18 protein-coding genes are annotated in these 21,638 nt (G+C 45.3%); 8 read left to right on the top strand and 10 right to left on the bottom strand.

From position 1 onward, the window contains the following. Positions 1 to 58: 58 nt before the first annotated feature. The 4 genes from MHB46_RS20295 to MHB46_RS20280 are packed head-to-tail and all read right to left on the bottom strand — an operon-like array spanning position 59 to position 4,225. Positions 59 to 997, bottom strand: a complete 939-nt coding sequence (locus MHB46_RS20295) for a DUF4340 domain-containing protein (RefSeq protein ID WP_341163228.1) — start codon at positions 995 to 997, stop codon at positions 59 to 61. Next, positions 994 to 2,385 carry a GldG family protein gene (locus MHB46_RS20290; protein ID WP_341163227.1) on the bottom strand — a complete coding sequence of 464 codons (1,392 nt, stop codon included), beginning with the start codon at positions 2,383 to 2,385 and terminating at the stop codon, positions 994 to 996. Before MHB46_RS20290 ends, MHB46_RS20295 begins: the two co-directional genes overlap by 4 nt. A 5-nt stretch (positions 2,386 to 2,390) precedes the next feature. Beyond that, on the bottom strand, positions 2,391 to 3,113 hold the full coding sequence (locus tag MHB46_RS20285; RefSeq protein ID WP_341163226.1) for an ABC transporter permease: 723 nt from the start codon (positions 3,111 to 3,113) through the stop codon (positions 2,391 to 2,393). Next, entirely contained in the window at positions 3,110 to 4,225 is a 1,116-nt protein-coding gene (locus MHB46_RS20280) for an ABC transporter ATP-binding protein (RefSeq protein ID WP_223821948.1), read from the bottom strand. Before MHB46_RS20280 ends, MHB46_RS20285 begins: the two co-directional genes overlap by 4 nt. Positions 4,226 to 4,729: 504 nt before the next feature. On the opposite strand from MHB46_RS20280, the gene MHB46_RS20275 reads away from it, so the two are divergent. The 4 genes from MHB46_RS20275 (at position 4,730) to MHB46_RS20260 (ending at position 9,433) form a co-directional block, all read left to right on the top strand. Then, positions 4,730 to 5,851, top strand: a complete 1,122-nt coding sequence (locus tag MHB46_RS20275) for an NTTRR-F1 domain (protein WP_341163225.1) — start codon at positions 4,730 to 4,732, stop codon at positions 5,849 to 5,851. 191 nt (positions 5,852 to 6,042) lie between these two features. After that, the gene (locus MHB46_RS20270) at positions 6,043 to 7,134 is read left to right on the top strand and encodes a glycosyltransferase (RefSeq protein WP_165179143.1); all 1,092 of its coding nucleotides are present in this window, start codon (positions 6,043 to 6,045) and stop codon (positions 7,132 to 7,134) included. 58 nt (positions 7,135 to 7,192) lie between these two features. Beyond that, positions 7,193 to 8,287, top strand: a complete 1,095-nt coding sequence (locus tag MHB46_RS20265) for a tetratricopeptide repeat-containing glycosyltransferase (RefSeq protein WP_165179142.1) — start codon at positions 7,193 to 7,195, stop codon at positions 8,285 to 8,287. Positions 8,288 to 8,338: 51 nt separating this feature from the next. Continuing rightward, on the top strand, positions 8,339 to 9,433 hold the full coding sequence (locus MHB46_RS20260) for a glycosyltransferase family 4 protein (protein WP_341163224.1): 1,095 nt from the start codon (positions 8,339 to 8,341) through the stop codon (positions 9,431 to 9,433). A gap of 83 nt (positions 9,434 to 9,516) precedes the next feature. Here the strand turns inward: MHB46_RS20260 and MHB46_RS20255 are convergent, their stop codons facing one another. The 4 genes from MHB46_RS20255 to MHB46_RS20240 are packed head-to-tail and all read right to left on the bottom strand — an operon-like array spanning position 9,517 to position 14,845. Then, entirely contained in the window at positions 9,517 to 11,370 is a 1,854-nt protein-coding gene (locus MHB46_RS20255; RefSeq protein WP_341163775.1) for a beta-glucoside-specific PTS transporter subunit IIABC, read from the bottom strand. Between the two features lie 5 nt (positions 11,371 to 11,375). After that, on the bottom strand, positions 11,376 to 12,485 hold the full coding sequence (eutH, locus tag MHB46_RS20250; protein ID WP_341163223.1) for an ethanolamine utilization protein EutH: 1,110 nt from the start codon (positions 12,483 to 12,485) through the stop codon (positions 11,376 to 11,378). Between the two features lie 11 nt (positions 12,486 to 12,496). Beyond that, entirely contained in the window at positions 12,497 to 13,531 is a 1,035-nt protein-coding gene (locus tag MHB46_RS20245; RefSeq protein ID WP_341163222.1) for a Gfo/Idh/MocA family protein, read from the bottom strand. Between the two features lie 33 nt (positions 13,532 to 13,564). Further along, positions 13,565 to 14,845: an apiosidase-like domain-containing protein gene (locus MHB46_RS20240; protein ID WP_341163221.1), complete on the bottom strand. Its 1,281-nt coding sequence runs from the start codon at positions 14,843 to 14,845 to the stop codon at positions 13,565 to 13,567. Positions 14,846 to 15,089: 244 nt separating this feature from the next. Between MHB46_RS20240 and MHB46_RS20235 the strand changes: the two genes are divergently transcribed. Further along, entirely contained in the window at positions 15,090 to 16,118 is a 1,029-nt protein-coding gene (locus MHB46_RS20235; protein WP_341163220.1) for a LacI family DNA-binding transcriptional regulator, read from the top strand. 113 nt (positions 16,119 to 16,231) lie between these two features. Here MHB46_RS20235 and MHB46_RS20230 read toward each other — a convergent pair whose 3' ends face one another. After that, positions 16,232 to 17,137: an NAD(P)/FAD-dependent oxidoreductase gene (locus tag MHB46_RS20230; protein ID WP_061830055.1), complete on the bottom strand. Its 906-nt coding sequence runs from the start codon at positions 17,135 to 17,137 to the stop codon at positions 16,232 to 16,234. Between the two features lie 106 nt (positions 17,138 to 17,243). Next, entirely contained in the window at positions 17,244 to 17,648 is a 405-nt protein-coding gene (locus tag MHB46_RS20225) for an Rrf2 family transcriptional regulator (RefSeq protein ID WP_061830056.1), read from the bottom strand. Between the two features lie 158 nt (positions 17,649 to 17,806). On the opposite strand from MHB46_RS20225, the gene MHB46_RS20220 reads away from it, so the two are divergent. The 3 genes from MHB46_RS20220 (at position 17,807) to MHB46_RS20210 (ending at position 21,615) form a co-directional block, all read left to right on the top strand. Continuing rightward, the gene (locus MHB46_RS20220; protein WP_341163219.1) at positions 17,807 to 19,732 is read left to right on the top strand and encodes a BglG family transcription antiterminator; all 1,926 of its coding nucleotides are present in this window, start codon (positions 17,807 to 17,809) and stop codon (positions 19,730 to 19,732) included. Between the two features lie 245 nt (positions 19,733 to 19,977). Then, positions 19,978 to 20,301, top strand: a complete 324-nt coding sequence (locus MHB46_RS20215; protein WP_223822139.1) for a PTS lactose/cellobiose transporter subunit IIA — start codon at positions 19,978 to 19,980, stop codon at positions 20,299 to 20,301. A gap of 18 nt (positions 20,302 to 20,319) precedes the next feature. After that, positions 20,320 to 21,615, top strand: coding sequence for a PTS sugar transporter subunit IIC (locus MHB46_RS20210; protein ID WP_069290287.1), 1,296 nt, complete (start codon positions 20,320 to 20,322; stop codon positions 21,613 to 21,615). Positions 21,616 to 21,638 lie beyond the last annotated feature (23 nt).

Genomic DNA, 21,638 nt, shown 5'->3' with positions numbered 1-21,638 from the left:
TCCAGACGACGATCATCCGCCGTTGGAGCCTCTTTGTGCGCTAATATAATTCTAATGATTATTTTCCAGTCTGAGCTTGGTCGTGTCCATTCTGTTCAGCACGGTTTACGTCAGATACTGACAGACCATAAGCCCAGTTACTTTGTGGCGGTACAATCCATACGGTATCTGGATCATCGTTAAGCGTCCAACCCTGATAGACCAGCTGGGAATCATCCTTACCCAGTGATATGCTCAGCGTAAAGCGGTGAACAGGCTTGTTCAGCTCAGAGGCTTTGCGCAAGGCCTGACTGCTGGCCAGGTTTTTGATTTGCTGCGAGAGGGAAGTCGCCGTGTCACTGGCTACTGACTTTCCGTTCAGCGTCCAAGATGTGGAAGCACTGTCTCCGGTTCCGCTGTTACCGGAGGATTTGAGCATCCATGAAGCATTTTGGCCTTCCCACTCTATTCCGCTCAGCTTGGTATCGTCCCAATCGAACGGCGTTGTATCTATAAAATCATCAGCACCCAGCAACAACCCTGAAAGTGTATCGATAGGTACAGAAGCTATCTCTTTTTTGTCTGATAATACATAAACAGCATCTCCGGAAGGCAACGTTTCACCGAAGGCAAAGGTACGAACGTCACCCTTCTTGGTCTTAATCTCAATCTGATCATGGGTAGCGCTGATCCCATATTTGGCTACGTCTGTAGGAGAAGATTCCACCACTTCACCCAACTTTACATTTTGAATCGCCGCTAGCCAATTGTCTATTGTATATTGGTTTAATGGGTAAGTCCGTGGCTTGCTCATGCTCCAATGACCATCATGTTGTTCAAGTTCCACCGACTTGCCGTCCTTTCCAGTGATCGCGAAAGACGTAATATTCTCTTGCGTAAGCTGAACCAGCTGGCGAGCCGCCGGCGCTTGTTCACGAAAGAAGTTTTGGCTCTTTGCATAGATTATACCCGCTCCCAATACAACTAACAGTAGCACTGTGGGTATCCATTTTCTCATGCTCTTCTTCGCCTCCACCATAATAAGATTCCGATGACCGCGAACAGCAACGGCAATCCGATGACAGATATGGTCAATATCGTTTTCGCTTGTGCAGGAGTCAAGTAAGCTACCTTATAATCCTGCTCCTGACGAGGACGAATGGTGAGCCCATCAGAGTGTTCCTGCACATAATTCAGACTGTTCAGCACAAAGTCTCGATTGCCTCCTGTGCTGATCTCAGTGTCGCTTAAGAGGGCCGACGTTCCGAGAATAACGGCTTTGGGCTTGCCGTCTTTTCCTTCTACCGCATAACCGAGATTCAGCGGCCCCTGCGGGTCTTTGTCATCCTTCTGCGTTTCGTTGTTCAGCAGTCCTTGGATATTCGTTTCACCATAGCTGGCTGCAGAAGATTTCATCAAAAGCGTCGTCTTCCAATCCTTCTGCTCTCCTGCCTGCAAAGCAATAGACAGTGAAAGAACCGGGTACAGATTGGAAGCTGCCAACTTATCGGTGATCGCATGACTGCCGAAGGTAGGAACCGTCCATAGAGGTCCAAGTGTATTCGTCTGTTCCTGATCCACCACGATGGCATGAGTGTCCTTCACTCCATAATCAGCTGCTAATGCATCAAGGTTTTTCCAATCGGACCCCATGTTCGGGTGAAAGCCTAGTGCCATAAAAAGCTTTCCGCCATCATTCAGATACGTACGAATACTCTTCAGTTCCGTTGCACTGATATCACGTTCTGGTCCGACAATAGCCAATATAGACGCATCTTTGGGCACGCTACCCGCCTGATTAAGCTGAACTTCCTCTGTTTTCACATTATCTTGTGACAGTGAGCTGCTTAATTCAGTCATTTGGGACAATGGGATTTCCTCATGTCCAGTTAGAAAGACCACTTTCCCTTGACGGGTAGATGATAATCCCAGCAGTCCACTAGTCAGCTTTTCTTCCCCGGTAAATTGGTATGCCCCTTCACCACTCCCCTGAGCTTGCGTAAATAGACTCCCAATATCTATAACCCGCTTCTTCTCCCCCTGCACCAACACAATAGATGCTGAAGTAACACCATATTGCTTGGCCAGTATCGGTTCCTGATTCAGATCGTATTGTTCGACCTTAAGCTTGTTGTTACGCTTGGCATATTCATTCAGCATGTCCGTAACATCCCGGTTCAGCTTCTGATTTTGTGAAGTAGATACGGTAAAAGCAATGAGCCGTACGTCTTCCTTTACACCTTGGATGGTCGTCAACGTTTGGTCAGACAGCGTATACTGCTTGCCTGCCGTCAGATCCAGTTGAAAGCCACCCAAAGACCGCAGAAATAACGTCAATAAAATAAAAATACCTACAGCAGCAACTGATAGTACCACACTATTGGTATGACCCAGCCATTTTTTCATATTCATTACCTCCACCGTTTCCGTTCAACCACCTGGATGCTGAATAGCAAAAAGAGCACCGCCACCGTCACGTAGTACATCACATCGGCTCCATTCAGCAATCCTTTGGTGAAACTGTCAAACCGTGCGGTTAGTGAAAAAGGTTCCAGCCATTGCTGCACCGCCGCAGATGCACCCGTCTGTCCACCAAACGAATCCAGCATCCAGAACATAAGTAAAATAATAAAACCGACGACCGCTGACATCATCTGATGCTGTGAAAGCGTCGAAGCGAATAAGGCGATCGCCATCATGGCTGCGCCAAGCATAAATAGACCGATCACAGATGTAAATACCAGTGTCCAATCCAGCGACCCATAAAAGGACATCACGACCGGATACGCTAGACTGCACAGCACTAATATGAGCAACATGCCCAGCGACGCCAAAAATTTACCCACGATCATTTCCGTCACACTCACAGGGGAGGTAAGCAGCAGTTCATCCGTACCTTGCCTGAATTCCTCCGCAACCAGCCTCATCGTGAGTAATGGGACGACGAACACCAGCATGGACAAGGTGTCACCGAGTACCAGCCGATAGTCCAGAATGCTAGGCTGATACATAACAAAATTTGTATAAAAAAGTAACCCCGTCAGCAGCATGTACACTGCAAGCGCAAAATAGGTCGTTGGGGTCCACAGATAGGCTTGCAGCTCTTTTTGACAGACCGCGAACAAACGCCTCATGACCGATTACCTCCTGTATCCTTATCTTCTTCAGCCTTATCGTCGCCGGACGCAGCATCTCCATGCTCCACCGTGATAGCCGTAGGGGCTGCATTCTCCGAGGAATGTAGGTCTTGTACTGCTGGATCGCTGACCTGACCTTCTTCCGTCTCGCGGGTCGTTAACTGCTGGAAGATATTTTCCAAGCTAAGACTTTCTTTTTTCATCTCCAAAATCGGAAGCTTCGCATCAGACAGCACATAAAATAGTTCTTCGCGAAAATCCTCACCGGAGGCTCCTGTGAGTAGCAATCCGGTCATATCTGGCTCTGCGGCGGTCAGCTTCGTGTTCGCTGGAGGCAGCGTGGTCGTCATAGATTCAACCTCTACTTTTCCCCAAGTACGAAGGACATCCAACACCTGCTCACGCTTCCCTCTGACCTCTACCTTCACCTTGAATCCATCTTCCATCGAACCGCCGAGCGCGTCAGGGCGCCCATCCATGACCAGTTTCCCTTCATGGATGATGAGAACACGATTGCATAACGCATCCACCTCAGGCAATATATGCGTGCTAAGCAATACCGTATGATTTTCGCCAATCTCCTGAATGAGCTGACGAATCTCCAAAATCTGATTGGGGTCCAAACCCGAGGTCGGTTCATCCAACACCAGTAAATCCGGGTTATGAATAATCGCACCTGCCAGTCCCAAGCGCTGTTTATACCCTTTGGACAAACTGCGGACTAATTGTTTTTCCCGCCCATTCAGTCCTAGCCTGGAAATCATCTCCGAAATACGCAGCTTCTGCTCTCTCGCAGGCACGTCCCGAATACTAGCTACAAACTTCAAATAGGATCTTACGGACATATCCTCATACAAAGGGGGAGTCTCCGGCAGATAACCGATTTTGGAACGGGCCTGTCTACCCTTATCCTGAATCGGGATACCATCAATCGTAATCACTCCCTCGTTGGGTTGAAGATACCCTGTAATCATGCGCATCGTCGTCGTTTTACCCGCACCATTCGGCCCGAGGAAACCAACAATTTCACCGCGCTGCATTTCAAAATCCAGCTTATGTACACCCCGGTTGCCCTCATACCACTTGCTCACCTGCTGCACTTTGAGCACATGTCCCACCCTTTCCCTTATCGTATTGACAGATCATTTCGAACTACACACACATATCAAAAGAATTCCATAGCGATAAGTTCGGAAGACCAAAGCCTTCGCGAAGCGGCCTCCTCCTACTTCCCTCCACCTAAAATGTTGCATCAGTAGCGGGTAGCGGAGCGGAGGATTTGGAGCTGGAGAAGCGTCAGCGTTCGCCTTTGCCTTCGGATTTTTACCTTTACATGTCTTATTTAATCACAGAAAAATCCCACGGCAACAGCGATCGGAAGCCCAAAGCCTTCGCGGAGCGGTCTTCCCGCACCTTATGCTACACTTTTAAATTCTAATAATAATCCCCCACATATAACTCCAGCTTAACGTCACTTAAATAGAAGCTTAAAATAATGTGTCTGAAATGTGAACACAAAATTACACATATACCCTCAGAAACTTGTACGGTTCGCTAAGGTATGGATTCGCATCTACTATCATTACAACGTGTGAAGGGAGTGTATAAAAGCGATGAGTGTATTGTTTACCAATCTAGTTTCTAACGGCGACTTCGAGATCGGATCAACCCTTTTTTGGAGCTCTGTCAATGTGACTGTCACTAACTTATCTGTAAAAAAGACAAACTTTTATAGTGCGATCCTGGCAGGAGGCGCAGTAGATGCATCTCTTTCCCAGGTCGTTTTTGCTGCACCAGGCGAAAGTTATACGTTAAGCCTTTCAGCTGCAAAAATAGGAAGTCTGTCCAGTCCTCAAGTTAACATTTTTCTGTATTACTATGACGCAACCTTTGGCTTCCTTGGCACGGGGCTGACTACCTATTTGAGTGCAGGTACATTGCCAGACGCTGTGAATGGGACATGGCAAAGCCTATACGAAGTAACAGCTCCTGTACCAGCCAACGCAGCCTATGCCTTTTTGATTATTAGTAAAAATGCCATGGCTAACACCGCTGATGTAGCTATTGATTCCATTGCTCTTGTTAAAGCAAGTGCAGCTGGAGCTGTGGGTCCAGCCGGACCTGCCGGCCCAACTGGTGCTACAGGCGCTAGTGGCGCTACAGGTGCTACGGGGCCTGCGGGTGCCACAGGCGCTACGGGCGACACTGGCGTTACCGGACCTGTCGGACCTACGGGTGCCACAGGTGACATAGGCGCTACCGGGCCTGTCGGGCCTACGGGTGCCACGGGCGACACAGGTGTTACCGGACCTGTCGGACCTACGGGTGCCACGGGGGACACAGGCGTTACCGGACCTATCGGGCCTACGGGTGATACCGGGCCTACAGGGCCGACTGGACCTACTGGACCATTCGGCCTTGGATTTACCGGACCTGTCGGGCCTACGGGTGCCACGGGGGACACAGGTGCTACCGGACCTGTCGGGCCTACGGGTGCCACGGGTGATACAGGACCTGCTGGACCTATCGGGCCTATCGGGCCTATCGGCGACACAGGCGCTACTGGACCTGTCGGACCTACGGGCGACACGGGACCTACAGGGCCGACTGGACCTACCGGACCGTTTGGATTTACTGGCCCGATTGGGCCAACAGGAGACACTGGTCCACAAGGACCGATTGGACCTACCGGACCTACGGGGCCGACTGGACCTACGGGGCCTACCGGACTCTAACCTCCTTTTCTACCACATCATGTTTAAGCGATGTACCATACCTTATCGACAAAGCCGCACAGCATGTTAAAAGCTTTGTTATCCTTGCCCTGCCGCGATTGTGGCAGGGCTTCTATAAATCAGACCTCTTTTAAATCCAACTTTATGTTTGACCTGAACCCTTAGATGGTTCCCAAAGGAGTGATGCTCAATTGATCAGTATCAGCCTGTGCATGATCGTCAAAAATGACCAAAATACGATTGGCCGTTGCCTGGAATCGGTCCATCCTATTGTGGATGAAATCAACATCGTGGACACAGGTTCACAGGATCGGACCATTGACATATGTCGCAACTTTACGGATCGAATTTTTCCATTTGAATGGGTAGATCATTTTGCCCTTGCACGTAACTACTCGTTTGAGCAAGCTACGCAGGAGTACATTCTCTGGCTTGATGCCGATGATATTTTGAAGGAGCAGGATGCCGTCAAGCTGCTTGAGCTGAAGCAAACCCTTGATTCCTTAGCCGTACCAACCGTCGATTCCGTGTCTATGAATTATCATTATGGCTTTGATGATCATGGCAATGTCACCCTACATTTTCGCCGAAACCGCTTGATCAGAAGGTCAGCCGGATTCCGTTGGCACGGAGCCGTGCATGAGTACCTCGCCGTAGACGGGAATATTCAACATGCCGATATCGCCATAACTCATACCAGAACACATACGGTCTCTCCAGGAAGAAATCTGCGAATTTATGAGAAGTTGCTCGCCCAAGGTCATGCCTTCTCTCCTCGTGACCTCTACTATTACGCTAACGAGTTAAGAGATAATGAAAGATATGAGCAGGCCGTGCAGGCTTACCAGAATTTTCTAGATACCGGACAGTGCTGGGTAGAGGATGCGATTAGTGCATGTAGCAAAATGGCCGACTGTCTGCAACAACTTGGCAAGCTGGAGCAAAGTATTACCGCGGCTCTCCATAGTTTGACCTTCGATACGCCCAGGGCAGATCTATGCTGTCGGATAGGTCATTATTTTTTGCATAAAAATGAGATCTCCAAAGCTATTTATTGGTACGACATGGCTACCACTCTGAATCCTCCCGACACGATGGGCCCGGTACAGGACGCGTACCAAACGTGGTTTCCTCATATCCAGCTATGCATTTGCCATTTTCGGATGAAGGATTACACACGTGCGAATTGGCACAACGAACAAGCTGCAATGTACGTTCCCAACGACCCGCATGTCCTGCATAATCGGCAATTTTTCAGCTCAATCCTGAATCCTCCCCAATAGAGATGTCTCCCATACTCACCCCTCAATCTTTAAGTAAGTCAAAGGAGGAGCAAGCGGAATGCAACAATCGAATCGGTACAAGATAGCTGTCTATGCCATTAGCAAAAATGAAGCCCGATTCGCCAAACGCTGGATGCACACCATGCGTGAAGCCGATGTTGTCATTGTAGCGGACACCGGCTCTACAGACGATACTGTTTCCCTGCTACGCGAAGCGGGTGCAGAGGTGCATCGTATCGAGGTAACTCCTTGGCGTTTTGACAAGGCTCGCAATGAGTCCCTACGGCTGGTCCCTGACGATATAGATATTTGTGTCTGTACGGATCTGGACGAAGTCTGGGAGGAAGGTTGGCGGTCGCGGCTGGAACGGAACTGGAAGGAAGGAACTACCCGGATGCTATATGCCTTTACGCATGGACAGCCTGGGCAAGATACCGTTTATACATGGTTCTGGAAAGAAAAAATACACACTCGTCACGGTTACCGCTGGGTACGCCCGGTTCACGAGGTGCTTGAATATATCGGGGAGGGTGAAGAACGCAGCATTCGATCCGATCAGCTCCGCTTGTATCATGATCCCGATCCGCACAAATCCCGCAGCCAATACCTTCCGCTGCTGGAGCAGTCTGTGCGCGAGTTTCCCGAGGATGACCGCAACATGCATTACTTGGGGCGAGAATATATGTATCATGGCCGCTGGGATGAGTGCATTACTACACTGCAACAACATCTTGCCATGCCGCAGGCACGCTGGGCAGATGAACGCAGCGCTTCGATGCGCTTTATTTCTAGAGCCTATAAAGCAAGTGAACAATGGCAGGAGGCAACACGTTGGTTATACCGGGCTATTGCGGAAGCGCCGTATTTACGTGAACCTTACACGGAAATGGCTCAGCTGGCCTATCATACACGGAACTGGTCCGCCGTCTATCATATGGTTGAAGAAGCGTTGCGTATTTCAACACGACCCGATACGTACATGCAAGAAGATTTTTGCTGGGACGCCACACTGTATGATCTTGGTGCCCTCGCTTGCTACGAGTTAGGCCTTTTACACAAAGCTTGTGAATTTGCGAGAGAAGCAACAGAGCACGCCCCGGACGATTCTCGCCTTAGCCATAATTATGCGCTAATTCAATCCAGGCTTCCATAGGAACCCACACCCCGTCCTGTAGGTTGAATAACTTGGTATAGGAGCTTGTGATTGGCAAAGGAGGTTATTGAGATCAAAGTTCTATTTACTTTTTATATACCGAGCGGCGGCGTGGAAACCTTGAACCGCCAACGCTGTAAAGTGCTCATGCAGGACGGGATTGAATGTCATCTTCTCTATTATCAGCAGGGTACGGGGATGCAAAACCTGAACGGCGATATTCCTGTGTTCATGACTTCATCTGAAGAAGAAATTCGAATGCTGGTAATTACTAATCGCTATGATGCAATTATCGTCTCATCGGATTATCCTATGCTCGCCAGACTGCGAATGTTGGGCTATCAGGGGATATTAATCTATGAATCGCAGGGCTTTGGTTCTCACGAAGAGGCTGCTTGGGTGGTCGCGGATGCTGTTCCGTATCTTCAAAGATATGCCAACGCGGTGCTCTTGCCCAATACAACTCATCTGGTGCAGCTATTTACCAACACGTGTCCATGGCTTAATCGTTATGTATTTCCCAACGTACTGGATACCAGCGTATTTAATTATGTACCTAACACTCCTCCGACCAATCCGGTTATTGCATGGGTTGGGCGGCTGGAGCCCAATAAGAATTGGAGGCATTTTATCGACATTTCTTACTGGATGCTACAAAATCGTGCGGATCTTCGGATTTGGATGTTTTATGATGACACATTGTCACAGCCAGAGGATAAAATACAATTCGAAAAAATGCTTACTCAGCTCGGCATGTCCTCAGTAATCGAGCGTTTTCAAAGCGTGCCTCATGCCAAAATGCCTCTGTATTATTCCATGATTGGCGACTCAGGTGGCTACCTGCTGTCGACTTCGCTGGTGGAGGGATTTGGCTATGCGGTAGCTGAGGCGATGGCCTGTCGTTGCCCCGTATTAAGCTCTGATTCAGACGGAGTACGGGCATTCATTGACCACAACGAAACTGGTAAATTTTATCAGCAGGGAGACATCTTACAGGCGATATTGCAAGGACTAGACCTGATGAACAACGTACCTCAACGCGAATCTATCCGCAGGAAAGGGCTGGAGCGAATCGTTAGTCTGTTGGCACCGGATAAATATGTGCGCTCCTTCAGGCAGATGATGAACACGCTGGGTGTGAGGTAACTAAAAAACAGCTGACGACAACCCTTTTTATATACGGGTCATCGTCAGCTTTTACTTGCCTTTTTATTATGGAATATTGGAATCTATCTAATCTTTAGTAAGCGGTCTCCTGCATGAATATCCTTGGGATCTTCAACTAAAATATCCGTGTACACGGCTGTATTGGTTACAATGACGGATGTGGTAATATCATATCCTTCATCCTCTATAGCTTTGGGATCGAATTCAACCAGCTTGTCCCCTTTTTGAATCGTATCCCCTTCAGACACAAAGGAAGTGAAATGTTTTCCTTTCAAGCTGACCGTATTAATCCCAATGTGAATGAGCAGTTCAACTCCATCCTCAGAAATAAGCCCGATGGCATGCTTGGTTTTGAAAACGGTAACAACAGTTCCGTTAAATGGCGCATAGGCTACTCCTTCTTTCGGAATAATTGCGGCCCCCTGGCCCATCGCACCGCTGGAAAAAGCTTCATCTTTTACTGCAGTTAAAGGAATCAATTCACCGTGTAGAGGACTGAATACCGCTTTTTCTTCTTCTTTGTTTTCATCTGCAATTTTAATCTCAGACGCAGGTTTTGCATTTTTATAACCGAAAAGATAGGTCAAAATAAATGCGACTACAAAAGCTACAACCAAAGATATAATAAAGCCGATGAAACCTGCATCCATGCCTTTTGGATTAATGAATAGAGGTATACCAAAAATGCCGCCTGAAGCAAATCCATATGCCGTTGAGCCGAGTAAGCCTGCAGCAGCTCCTCCTATACCTCCAGCGATCGAGGCTAAAATAAATGGTTTTTTGGCGGGTAAAGTAACCCCGTAAATAGCTGGTTCAGTAACCCCCATCAAACCCGCAATTGTGGCAGAAGTGGCGATAGGTTTTAATTTAGGGTCCCGTGATTTCAAAGCGATGGCAAATGCCGCACCTGTTTGCGCAAAAGTCGTACAGAAAAGCATACCGTTAATCGGATCAAAACCGTTCGTAACTACATTATTCAGGAGAATTGGAATGAACGCCCAATGCAGACCGAAGATAATAATGCCCTGCCAGAATCCGGCCAGAACGAGGCCAGCTACAGCCGGACTTAACTGGTAAATCCACATAGAGCCTTTGGCTAACCCATCGCTGATTATAGTTGCTATCGGTCCGACAACCAGAAAAACAAGCGGTGATATGATGAGCAAGGTCAGAAAAGGCACCATGAACATTTTAATGGAGGCAGGTGCAAACTTACTTATCATTTTTTCGACCTTTGCTGCCAAGAACGCTCCAATAATGATAGGTATAACAGAAGAAGTATAATTAATCAGAACGACAGGTATGGTCAAAAAGGACAGCGCCGTTTTATCCGTAAAGGCGGAAGTAATGGTCGGGTACACCATCGCTGCTCCCAAAACGGCAGACAGATACGGGTTTCCTCCAAATTTTTTACCTGCCGAAAACCCTAGAATAACCGGAAAGAAATAAAACATTGCGTCTGCTGTCGCATATAAAATTTTATACGTGCCCATCTGATCAGTCATCCAGCCCAGGGATGTGCATAAGGCCAATAGTCCTTTTAGAATCCCCACAGCAGCGAGCACACCCACAACGGGCATAAACACACCTGAAATTACATCGACAAATCGGCTGAATAGACTCGCTTTTTCATTCTTTTGATCCTCTTCAACCATCTGATCTCCATGCTTTACTCCCATTGTATCCAGAAGAGCTTCATAAACTTTGGGAACCTCATTCCCGATCACCACCTGAAATTGGCCACCACTTTCCACGACGGTAATGACACCGTCAATCTGCTTGATCTTTTCTTTATCTGGTAATTGATTATCCTTCAACTTGAATCTCAATCGAGTGACACAGTGAATGACACTGTTCACATTTTCATTTCCGCCCACGGCACTCCATACTTCTTTGGCTGTTTTTTTATGATCCATCATGTTCACTCCTTCTTGGATGCGCTTTCTATTTTTCTATTCGTAGTAGTCGGATGTGCAATAACTGCGACAATTACGGCACTGATCCCGCCTGCAAGTTTACCCACGATCATGGCAATCACCATATTCTTGTCCATTCCTGCTACAAAGCCAAGATGTCCCCCCAGAACGAAAGATCCACTGACAGCAAAAGCAATACTGATCACTTTGCCTCTGGGCTCCATCTCTTTGACTAAAGTGAACGTAGGAATATTATGAGCAAGACTAGCTACCAGACCTGCAGTAGCCGATGGATCTATGTTTAGCAAACGTCCTGCCCGTTGAAGCGGATTTTTAAATATTTTTGTAATCCAAGCAACCAACGGAAACGCACCAGCCAATACAATAGCAATCGTTCCAACCGTTTGCACACCGACAGACAACGGAGCCATATTGGGAATAATAACAAATCCAGTTAAGGTTTCGACCCCAATCGCTGCCAAACCGACAAGGGATAGAAGCCTAATGCCGTTACCAAACCACTTGAACAATCGGATCGTAAGCTCCGTAAATAGACGTAAACCCAGCATAATGATTATTGAAAGAAGCATGGGAATAATCAGATTTTTTAAAATCATTATCACGTCAAAACCAGCGGTTATTCCCCCTATGAAACAACCAACGGGAATTGTACTGATACCGATTAAGATTCCTTTTGCAAAATATGGATGATCCTTTTTTTCCAAAATGCCGAGGGCAACCGGAATCGTAAATACGAGCGTTGGGCCAAACATGGTCCCTAGAAAAACCCAGGAAAATAAACCCGCTTGCTGGCTGTGCGCCATTTCTGCCGCAAGCGCGTATCCTCCCATATCTACCGCCAATATCGTATTGGCAAAGGATGCCGGATCGGCACCCATTGCCACATATAATGGTGAAACAATAGGAATCAACCATGAGGCGAGCACAGGAGCCAAGGAAACAATTCCTATCATGACCAGAGCAAGAGAACCCATGGTCATGAGCCCATTGTTGAAGGCTTGTCCCAACCCCCAGCGATTTCCCAAACATTGATCCAATGCACCCAGCACTAAAAAAAGAGCAATAACATACATCACAATATCGTTAATGGACATCCTGTTGCCTCTTAATACACATGAACTTTATGATTTTCTGCGCTGTCATAGGTGTCGAATACAAGCTGAAGGGTCTTGATATTGTCGTGACCACTCGTTTGAAATTCTTTTCCTGTGTTGAGACAATCTATAAAATGAGCCTGTAGCTTTTTATGGCTTTCCTCATAGTTTAATTCAGTCTTTTCAACCAATACTTTTTCGACTCCCTGATTATTAATGAGACATAATTCACCTGTGTTATACAGTTTTAGGGTGGCCTCATCGCCTTCAATCACCAGCTGTTCTTTATGATCGGGAAGGACCTGCTCTGGAAGCTGCCCATTCAGTTCCCTACGAGTCGCCCAGCTCATGTCCATAAGACCAAAATAATGTTCATAACCTAACATAATAATGCCCGTGTCTTCTCCCTGTGTGTATGGGCTGACCCGCTTGGTTTCCGCATATAAACGCTGAGGTTCACCGAATAAGAAACGCCAAGTATCCAGCCAATGAACTCCCATTTCATAAAACAAGAGCTTGGGCATATCTCTGAAAAATGGCTGCGGCAGCTCTTTTTCCGGAGCAAACCTCGGCGAATAAAAATCGGTATGCGTATAACGTATAACATTCATATTCCCAACGATATTCTCTGCCAGCAATTTTTTAATAATTTGAAAAGGTTCAAGCCAACGCCAATTTTCGGTCACCATTAGTCTGACTCCTGCGGCTTCAGCAATACTTACCATCTGCTCGGCTTCCTCCACAGAACGTGCAAAAGGTTTTTGGCACATAATATGTTTTCCGGCTGTGGCCGCCAGTCGAACCAGTTCCAGATGTGTCTCAGGAGGTGTAATAATGTCCACGACATCAATATCCGCTTCGCTTAGCATCTCCTCCAGGCTGGTATAACAATATTCAGTAGGGATATGGAATTGAGCTGCTTTTTCAAAAAGTAAGCCTTTATTTCGATCACAAAATCCTGTGATTTCTGCATCCGAGATAAACTGCCATGCTTTTATATGTTTTTCCGACCAATATCCCGTTCCAATAACGCCGATTTTCCACATGTTGCTTCACTCCATCCACGTTCTTCTCTGTTTTTATTTTGTTCCGATGATGACAACATCACTTTCAAAGCTGTGCATGTCTAGCACCGATTGATCCTTTTGGACGGACACGTCGGTTTGGGCAAACCGCTTCCCGGCTAAATCAATCGTTGTAAACTTGTAATCCTGCACGTTGATACTTAGTCGTACCTTCGTGTTAAATGGGACATACAAGATCATGGAATTCTCGTTCCCCGCAGCTCTGATTTCCTCTGTCTTGTTTAAAACAATATCCAACGGCTTTACGCCAATCAGGTTATACATTTCAAACAAATATTTAATAAAGGAATAATCCCATGCGCCCTCAAATCGCAATGCTGTTCTCCAATCATAGGGACTATCGAATCCTTCCCCTTCTACAATGCCGAATTTCTTTCCTTTTTTGTGCCAGCTCCAAATCCCGTGCGCCCCGTAGGTAATGCCCGCACCCCCGCCTGCAAGGAGGCTTTGCCATGCTACTTTTCTGGCATCCAGTGCTGTGTATCTGCCATACACATTGCGGCTATAACTAATTTGTTCATAACATGGCTCTCCATTAATGACAGGCCGTATATCCGGCTTATGGTAGAAATGTTGAGCAATCTCATGGCCCACATGCTGAAACTCGGAATTATGTCCTGATTGATACATATAAAATCCAAGACCCTGGTGTTTCTCAAAGGCTGGAGGAATTTCTCTCAATCTTCCTTGAATATGCAGCGTAGTTAAGCTTGCAGGGCTTAATTGTTGTACAATTTCCAGTGCTTTTAAGTAATAGGAATTGGCACGTTCGGTCGGAAAATCACTATCCCCGCTGATCAGAAAAATAGGATCAAATGGAGAAAAACGGTTTACGACGTACGTTACATAGGGTTCAACGCATTCAAACGGCATTTTATTACCCTTTTGGAACATTTCAGCCCATGTATCCGGCACATAGTTACACCACAATAGAACCAGGGCCGGAACAAATCCACGCTCTACAGCCATTTTCAACATGATTTCTGCCCGGTCAAAATAAGCTTCGTTTAATGTATGGTAGTCAAAATCCCCATTTTCCAGTAATGCAAACGGCTGTAGGTTCAGATCCGATTCACTTGCGTCCCATTGTCGGAGCATGTTGATTTGCAACACATTGAAACCTTGCATCTTCCGATAGTCAAGATAATCGCTCCACTCTTCTATCGTAGCGTTGGTAAATACACTCCAAACCGTATCTGCCAAATAAAAAAACGGTTTTTCCTCTTTTGTAAAACTTCTTTGATTTTCAGCCATGTTTAAACTCAAATGAATCACCGTTCCTCTCTTGCTGTATTCCCAAAATCACCTAAACAAAACTAAATAAATAACTAAATTTATATGATTATTTCGCAAAATAAACTAAATTAAAGCGCTTTACACTTGAATATTAACACTAAAAATCATAAATGGTCAACAAATTTTTATTTTTAGTTATTTAGTTTAGTTTAGTTTATGAGCTAAACTTTCTTGCAGAGTAATGATATAATTTATGTAGTTTAGTTCAATAGGGGGTTCCACATTGAAAATTGATGATATTGCAAGGCTTGCAGGTGTTTCGAAATCTGCTGTCTCTCTTGCTTTTAATAACAAACCCGGAGTGAGTGAAGAAACCAAGGAGCAAATTCTAAAAATAGCCCAAGAGCATGGATATAAACCACGCACCATGAAGACAAGCAAGGAAGTTATTAAAAATCATCATGTGATACGCTTTGTGGCCTGTAAAAATACAGACATCGTAACAGAACATTATGATTCACTTCCATTTTTCAATGAGTTAATTCATCATATTACCAATCAGGTGAGAGAACATGGAAACACCTTGATTTTTTCGTCTTTTGATAGCCATAGCCTCGAAGAAGAATTATCTGCTTTGGAAAAAGATCAGCCTTCTTCAGGCATACTTCTGCTCGGTACCAATTTAACTTCTGAGATTATTCATTCCATACAATCCATTCATTCCAATATTGTGATTCTGGATACTTGCTTTGAACACGTCGATGCCAGTTTCGTATCTATTAACAACTATCTTGGTGGGTATCAGGCAGGCCAATATTTAATTCAGTCAGGACACAGAAAGATAGGATACGTACAATCCAGTACGAGGATTCTTAACTTTACAAAACGAAAGGAAGGGTTTATTGCGGCTTTAGAGGAGCACAATCTTTCCATAGAAAATGGGCTTACATTTGATATGCATCCCATGCTTGTGATGTCACAGGACGCATTTAAAACAGCTATTCATGAACTGAATGAGCTACCTTCGGCCCTATTTTGTGAAAATGATTATATGGCGATCAGTGCCATTAAAACGTTTCAAGAAATGAACATTCGAGTGCCTGAGCAAATTTCCGTCATGGGATTTGATAATATACATGAAGCCAAGGTGATTAGCCCGGAACTCACAACCATTCATGTGAAAAAGGATATTTTGGCCCAAACTGCTGTAAACTTGCTTATGGAGAGGCTTAACAATCATCAGGGGCATCATACCCAGGTTATTGTGAATACAGAGGTTATTGAAAGAAGATCTTGTGTAGCCTTGAAATGACCTATGATCATTGGTTTATTATTGCTTGCTCTCTCTATGATTTTAGAATAAAGCCGCCATGTTGGCGGCCTTTTCTATTTTCGGACTCCATATTGGACATTTTCAATTTATCGTCATTCGTTGAAATCTTCCTCTGTCAAATCCATATTTACGCTCGCAGCAGTTCGACTGCCGTCGGCCGCGGCAAAAATCAACTGGGAAGGCATGAAGTACGATGAATCCCCGGCAGCATATACACCAGGTATGGAGGTTCTCCCCGCTTCATCCGTCTTGATCCCACCCGACTCCGTTCTTTCACAGCCCAAACGTTCTCCAAACGGTGCACTTTGTACAAACTGGGGAGACACAAAGCCGCCGACCCTCGGGACTTGAGTGCCATCCGTAAAGCGCACATGCTCCAACTTTCCATTGTGCCCGATGAACGCCGCAACAGGTTGCTCCATTACGATGATTCCTTTAGAATAGAGCCGTTCTTTTTGCTCGTCCGACAGGGATGCCTGACCATTCGTACAGACGATCAAATCCTTACTCCAGTTAAGGAGTAGTTTGGCTGTATGAAATATAGCTGCCGATTCAGAGACGAGGACAAGCGGTTGATCCCGCAACTCCCAGCCGTCGCAATAAGGGCAATTAAATAAACTTTTCCCGTATAACGGATAAAAACCTTCAATCTCGGGGAATATCTCCTTTACGCCCGTCGCCAATATCAATTTCCGCGCTTGAACGCGATGGCCTGACGAATCAAGTACCTCAAATCCAGATTCGTTTTTCGTAATCGAAACAACCTCGGTTTGCAGATGATGGACAGACGGATAACGCAACACTTCCTCATAAGCTACACGGCGGAACTCGGCCGGCGTTACGCCGTCTCTCGTAATAAAGCCGTGCGACGCATGCGTAACCGCATTTCTGGGCCGATTATTATCAATCAAAGCCACACTTCTTCTGGCCCTGCCAAGCACGAGGGCTGCATTCAATCCGGCGGGCCCTCCGCCAATAATAGCGCAATCGTACAGCATAACACCCAACTCCTTTTAAAAGATATTAAAGATTCTTTATATCTATGATAAAACAAAAAAAACTCTATACATAACTGGCAACCACCCTCTTTCTATATAAAGTCGCTTACTTTGAAACTTGCGTTTGCTTTTGCGCCAAATCGGACAATTTCGTATTTTTAAGATGTCGTTCCATTTTCTCCTCTGCTTCCCTCATTACAGCTTGAATCAGGCACTCGGAGCCGTGGACAAAATCACATTCAAACAAAGAATTGGTTCCTTCAATGGCATGGATAATATCCAAAAAGGTAATGTCCTCTTTATGACGAGATAGTCGATAGCCTCCATTGGCTCCAGAAACCGATTCGATCATCCCAGCCTTCACAAGCCTTGTCAAAATTTTCGAAAGATAAGTTGGTGAAACATTTTGGGATTCAGCCAGTTGCTGAACACCTACCGGCTTCACCGACGAATCAGTAACGAGCATGAGCATAGTGTGCAGAGCATAATTCGTTGCTTTTGTAAATTTCATAACTACACCTCAATCAAAGACTTATTGTATCCACTATATCCCCGAATCTGTTAGTGTGTCAAGGTCATCTAGCATTCACGCTGCTGTTAATCCTTCTTTTGGTTACGCTCTAACCGTTGTATACTGTTCATCAGAACAGCTAAGAAAGGGGGCTCGTTGTGCGTATTTTTGATATTCTTCGTATATTGGTTGCAGAACAGATGGTCAAAGGAGAACACTTGGCAAATGCATTGAAGGTATCTTCTCGAACGATACGAACGGATTTAAAGGAATTGGGTGCTCTGTTGTCAAAGCATGGAGCAGCAGTTAAGCCCCTTAAAGGAACAGGATACAAGTTAGAGGTTCGGGACGAACAAGCATTTCATCATCTACTGAAGCAATTAAAGGATTATGATCATAATGTGCTCTATCCATTAGCGAGTTCTTCTGAAGCTAGAAACCGTTTTTTAATGAAAAAGCTATTGCTTACCAATGCATATGTCAAACTTGATGATTTAGCCGAGATCCTGTATGTTAGTCGATCTACTTTACAGAATGACCTCAAAGAACTGCGCAAGTTACTGGCAACTTACGGACTATCTCTGGAGAATAGACCCTATCATGGTATTCGAGTCAAAGGTAATGAGGCCAAGCTGCGTTATTGCATTTCCGACTATATATTTAACAGGTTAGATGAAATAGGCGAGCAGCAGGTGTCCCCCCCTCTTCTGATCTCTAACGAAGAGATGGAATTCATAAGAGAAGTGATTCTGTATCGTATTGAGATCCATGATATTCAGTTGTCGGACATTGCCCTGAACAATCTGGTCATTCATATCGCTATAGCATGTAAGCGTATTCGCGAAGAAAGGTATGTGTCGTATTATCCGCAAGAGATGAAAAAAATTGAAGCGCAGAAAGAGTTTAGGGTGGCGACTGAGATCGTATCCGCCTTGGAACAAATCATGAAGCACTCCTTTCCACTTGTTGAAGTTGCGTACATTGCTGTTCACCTGTTGGGTGTAAGGACCGTCGTTAGTGCCCGTATGGATGAGGTGGAGATTAAAAAGATCATTGATAAAGATATCTACGAACTGACTATCGAAATACTAGACCAAATTGATCAGCAGTTGAAGATGAACATTCATAACGATCAAGAATTGCTAATTGCATTTTGCCTTCACCTCAAACCGGTGATCAACCGTTATCAATACGGAATGAATTTGCGTAATCCTATGCTGGATGAAATCAAAGCCAATTACCCGCTTGCCTTTGAAGCAGGTATCATTGCTGCGGAAGTCATCAAGCAGCGGCTTCATATACACATCGAGGAAAATGAAATTGGGTATTTAGCCATTCATATCGGAGTCGCGATGGAAAGAAAGAAAATGGAGGACGCGCCCAAAAGATGTATGATCGTATGTGCTTCTGGACTCGGCAGCGCTAAGCTGCTGTATTATAAGCTTCAATCGGTCTTCGGTTCCAGGTTGGATATCGTAGGAACCACTGAATTTTATAAGCTGAAACAAATGTCGTTGGATACATTGGACTTTGTCATTAGCACGATCCCCATTTCAGAACCACTTTCTATCCCCATGATCCATGTGAATACATTTTTAGGCGGTTCCGATATTACTAAAATTGAGCAAGCCATTTCTGAGGCCAGACTTCCTGCTGTGCAGTATGTACGAAAAAAATTGGTCTTTCTTCAGCAGAAGTTTGAGAACAAGCTCCAAGTGCTTGAATTTATAGCCGAAAAAATACACGAAGCAGATCTTGTAAAAGGCCCCCTGCTGCAATCTGTAATAGAGCGTGAAGCCGTTTCCCCCACTTCATTTGGCAACTTGGTCGCGATCCCGCATCCGATGGAACCTTTCGCAGATTCTACGTTTTGGGCCATCTGCACATTACAAAAAGCTATCGACTGGGATGGCAAGCCGGTACAGTTTATTTGTATGCTCTGTATACAGCGCACCAAATCAGAAGATTTACAGACTATGTATCATATTTTGCTTGAAATTTTAAATAATGAACAGCTCGTCCAGCAGCTTATTCGCTGCAAGTCATATACAGAATTCATAGAAGTGTTGCATAAAAATTGTTGAACACAAGGAGTATGTGAACAAAGGAGAAATCTAAAGCCTACAGGGCTGGGGTTTCTCTCTTTTTATATTTAATGATAAGACTTCAACTAGAAAGAACGATTTATTTCCGTTAAGAAGAGGAAATAATGTGCGTTATATTGAAAGCGATTCCAAATTATAATAGCCATACGACGAGGATGATTGAAAGGAGAGAGGATCACGTGAATCATGATGAATCTACAGAGCACGACGTGAACATGGAGGACATGGATGATACAGAGATTGTATTCCAAATTATATTATACGCAGGGAATGCACGCAGCTCGGCCATGGAGGCGATTGAGCTTGCAAAGGCGGGGAAATTCCGGGAAGCCAAAGATGAATTAGCCACAGCAAAAAAAGAACTGGTGTCCTCCCACAAAATTCAAACCAGAATTATCCGCAAGGAAGCAGCGGGTGAAAAAACAGAGATGTCCGTCATGATGGTACATGCTCAAGATCATCTGATGAATGCCATCACCATTCGCGATATGGCCTCAGAGTTTGTAGACCTGTATGAACGCATTGATCAATTCGTACCGAAATCGTAGAGGGAGGGACGCTATCCCATGGCATTCAAAGACAAACTGGTCGATGGCCTCACATCAGTAGCAAATGCAATCAATAATTTTAAATATATTATAGCGATCAAATCAGCTTTTATCACATTGATGCCTGTTATTATTGTCGGTGCCTTTGCTGTATTGATTTCTAATATGGTCATGGACCCGGTCAATGGTCTTGCGCATTTTAAGCCGTTCTCATTCCTGGCTGAGTACAAACCGATTTTCTCGGGCATTAACTATGCCAGCTTGAATATCCTTACCATTCTGGCTATTTTCATGATTGGTCTGGAGCTAGGAAAAATTAACGGTGAGAAAAATCTCTTCCCCGGTTTGCTTGCTTTAATCTGTTTTATCTCTGTGACACCAACCACGATAGAGTTGATGGTTAACGGTGACATGCAAAAAGTAACAGACGTCTTAGCCCGTCAATTTACGGATACCAAGAGCTTGTTTTTAGGTATTTTCATAAGCATCCTATCCGTTGAGCTGTACAGTAAGCTGGGCAAGTCCGATAAGCTAAAAATCAAAATGCCTGAAAGTGTTCCCAGCAATGTGGCCGTTTCTTTTTCTGCATTGATACCAACCATCATAACGGTGACAGTCTTCTCAATGCTCGGATTTTTCTTTCATAAGTTTACAGGTCTCTACCTGTACGATGCCGTCTATAATGTGGTGCAAAAACCTCTGGAGACCGTAGTACAGGGACTGCCAGGTATACTGGTGCTGATGCTGGTTGCGCAAATCTTCTGGGTGATCGGTATTCACGGGAACCAAATGGTAAAGCCCATTCGTGAACCCCTGCTGCTTGGCGCGATTACCGTCAACATGACTGCTTATGAGCAAGGACTGCCCATTCCGAACATTATTACGATGCCTTTCTGGGACGTGTACATGAGTATCGGTGGTTCAGGGATTACGCTGGCCCTCTTGATTTGTATTATGATCGCTTCCAAGCGTGAAGATATGAAGGAAATAACAAAGCTTTCATTGGGTCCGGGTCTGTTTAACATTAATGAGCCTGTCATTTTTGGACTTCCGATTATGTTGAATCCATTGATGGCTATCCCTTTCATTATTACTCCGCTCATCACAGGAACGATTGGTTACTTCTCGACGTTGCTTGGATTTGCAGGTAAAGCCGTCGTCATGGTTCCATGGACTACTCCGCCTATTATTAATGCCTACCTGTCTACAGGTGGAAGCATTGGCGCCGTCGTAACTCAGATCATTTGTATTGTGGTAGCCATTATCATTTATTTCCCGTTCGTCAAAATTGCCAACAAGCGAACGGCTGAATAATGCGTTACTATAGAAATACATCA

It is taken from the genome of Paenibacillus sp. FSL H7-0703, assembly GCF_038003485.1.
Lineage (GTDB): Bacteria > Bacillota > Bacilli > Paenibacillales > Paenibacillaceae > Paenibacillus > Paenibacillus polymyxa_B.
This window is presented reverse-complemented; position numbering and strand designations above follow the sequence as displayed.

Bases quoted from the DNA above. Each gene is read 5' to 3' on its own strand.
- MHB46_RS20295 (WP_341163228.1), bottom strand. From the start codon at position 997: ATGAGAAAATGGATACCCACAGTGCTACTGTTAGTTGTATTGGGAGCG.
- MHB46_RS20290 (WP_341163227.1), bottom strand. From the start codon at position 2,385: ATGAAAAAATGGCTGGGTCATACCAATAGTGTGGTACTATCAGTTGCT.
- MHB46_RS20285 (WP_341163226.1), bottom strand. From the start codon at position 3,113: ATGAGGCGTTTGTTCGCGGTCTGTCAAAAAGAGCTGCAAGCCTATCTG.
- MHB46_RS20275 (WP_341163225.1), top strand. From the start codon at position 4,730: ATGAGTGTATTGTTTACCAATCTAGTTTCTAACGGCGACTTCGAGATC.
- MHB46_RS20265 (WP_165179142.1), top strand. From the start codon at position 7,193: ATGCAACAATCGAATCGGTACAAGATAGCTGTCTATGCCATTAGCAAA.
- MHB46_RS20255 (WP_341163775.1), bottom strand. From the start codon at position 11,370: ATGGATCATAAAAAAACAGCCAAAGAAGTATGGAGTGCCGTGGGCGGA.
- eutH (WP_341163223.1), bottom strand. From the start codon at position 12,485: ATGTCCATTAACGATATTGTGATGTATGTTATTGCTCTTTTTTTAGTG.
- MHB46_RS20245 (WP_341163222.1), bottom strand. From the start codon at position 13,531: ATGTGGAAAATCGGCGTTATTGGAACGGGATATTGGTCGGAAAAACAT.
- MHB46_RS20230 (WP_061830055.1), bottom strand. From the start codon at position 17,137: ATGCTGTACGATTGCGCTATTATTGGCGGAGGGCCCGCCGGATTGAAT.
- MHB46_RS20225 (WP_061830056.1), bottom strand. From the start codon at position 17,648: ATGAAATTTACAAAAGCAACGAATTATGCTCTGCACACTATGCTCATG.
- MHB46_RS20215 (WP_223822139.1), top strand. From the start codon at position 19,978: ATGGATGATACAGAGATTGTATTCCAAATTATATTATACGCAGGGAAT.
- MHB46_RS20210 (WP_069290287.1), top strand. From the start codon at position 20,320: ATGGCATTCAAAGACAAACTGGTCGATGGCCTCACATCAGTAGCAAAT.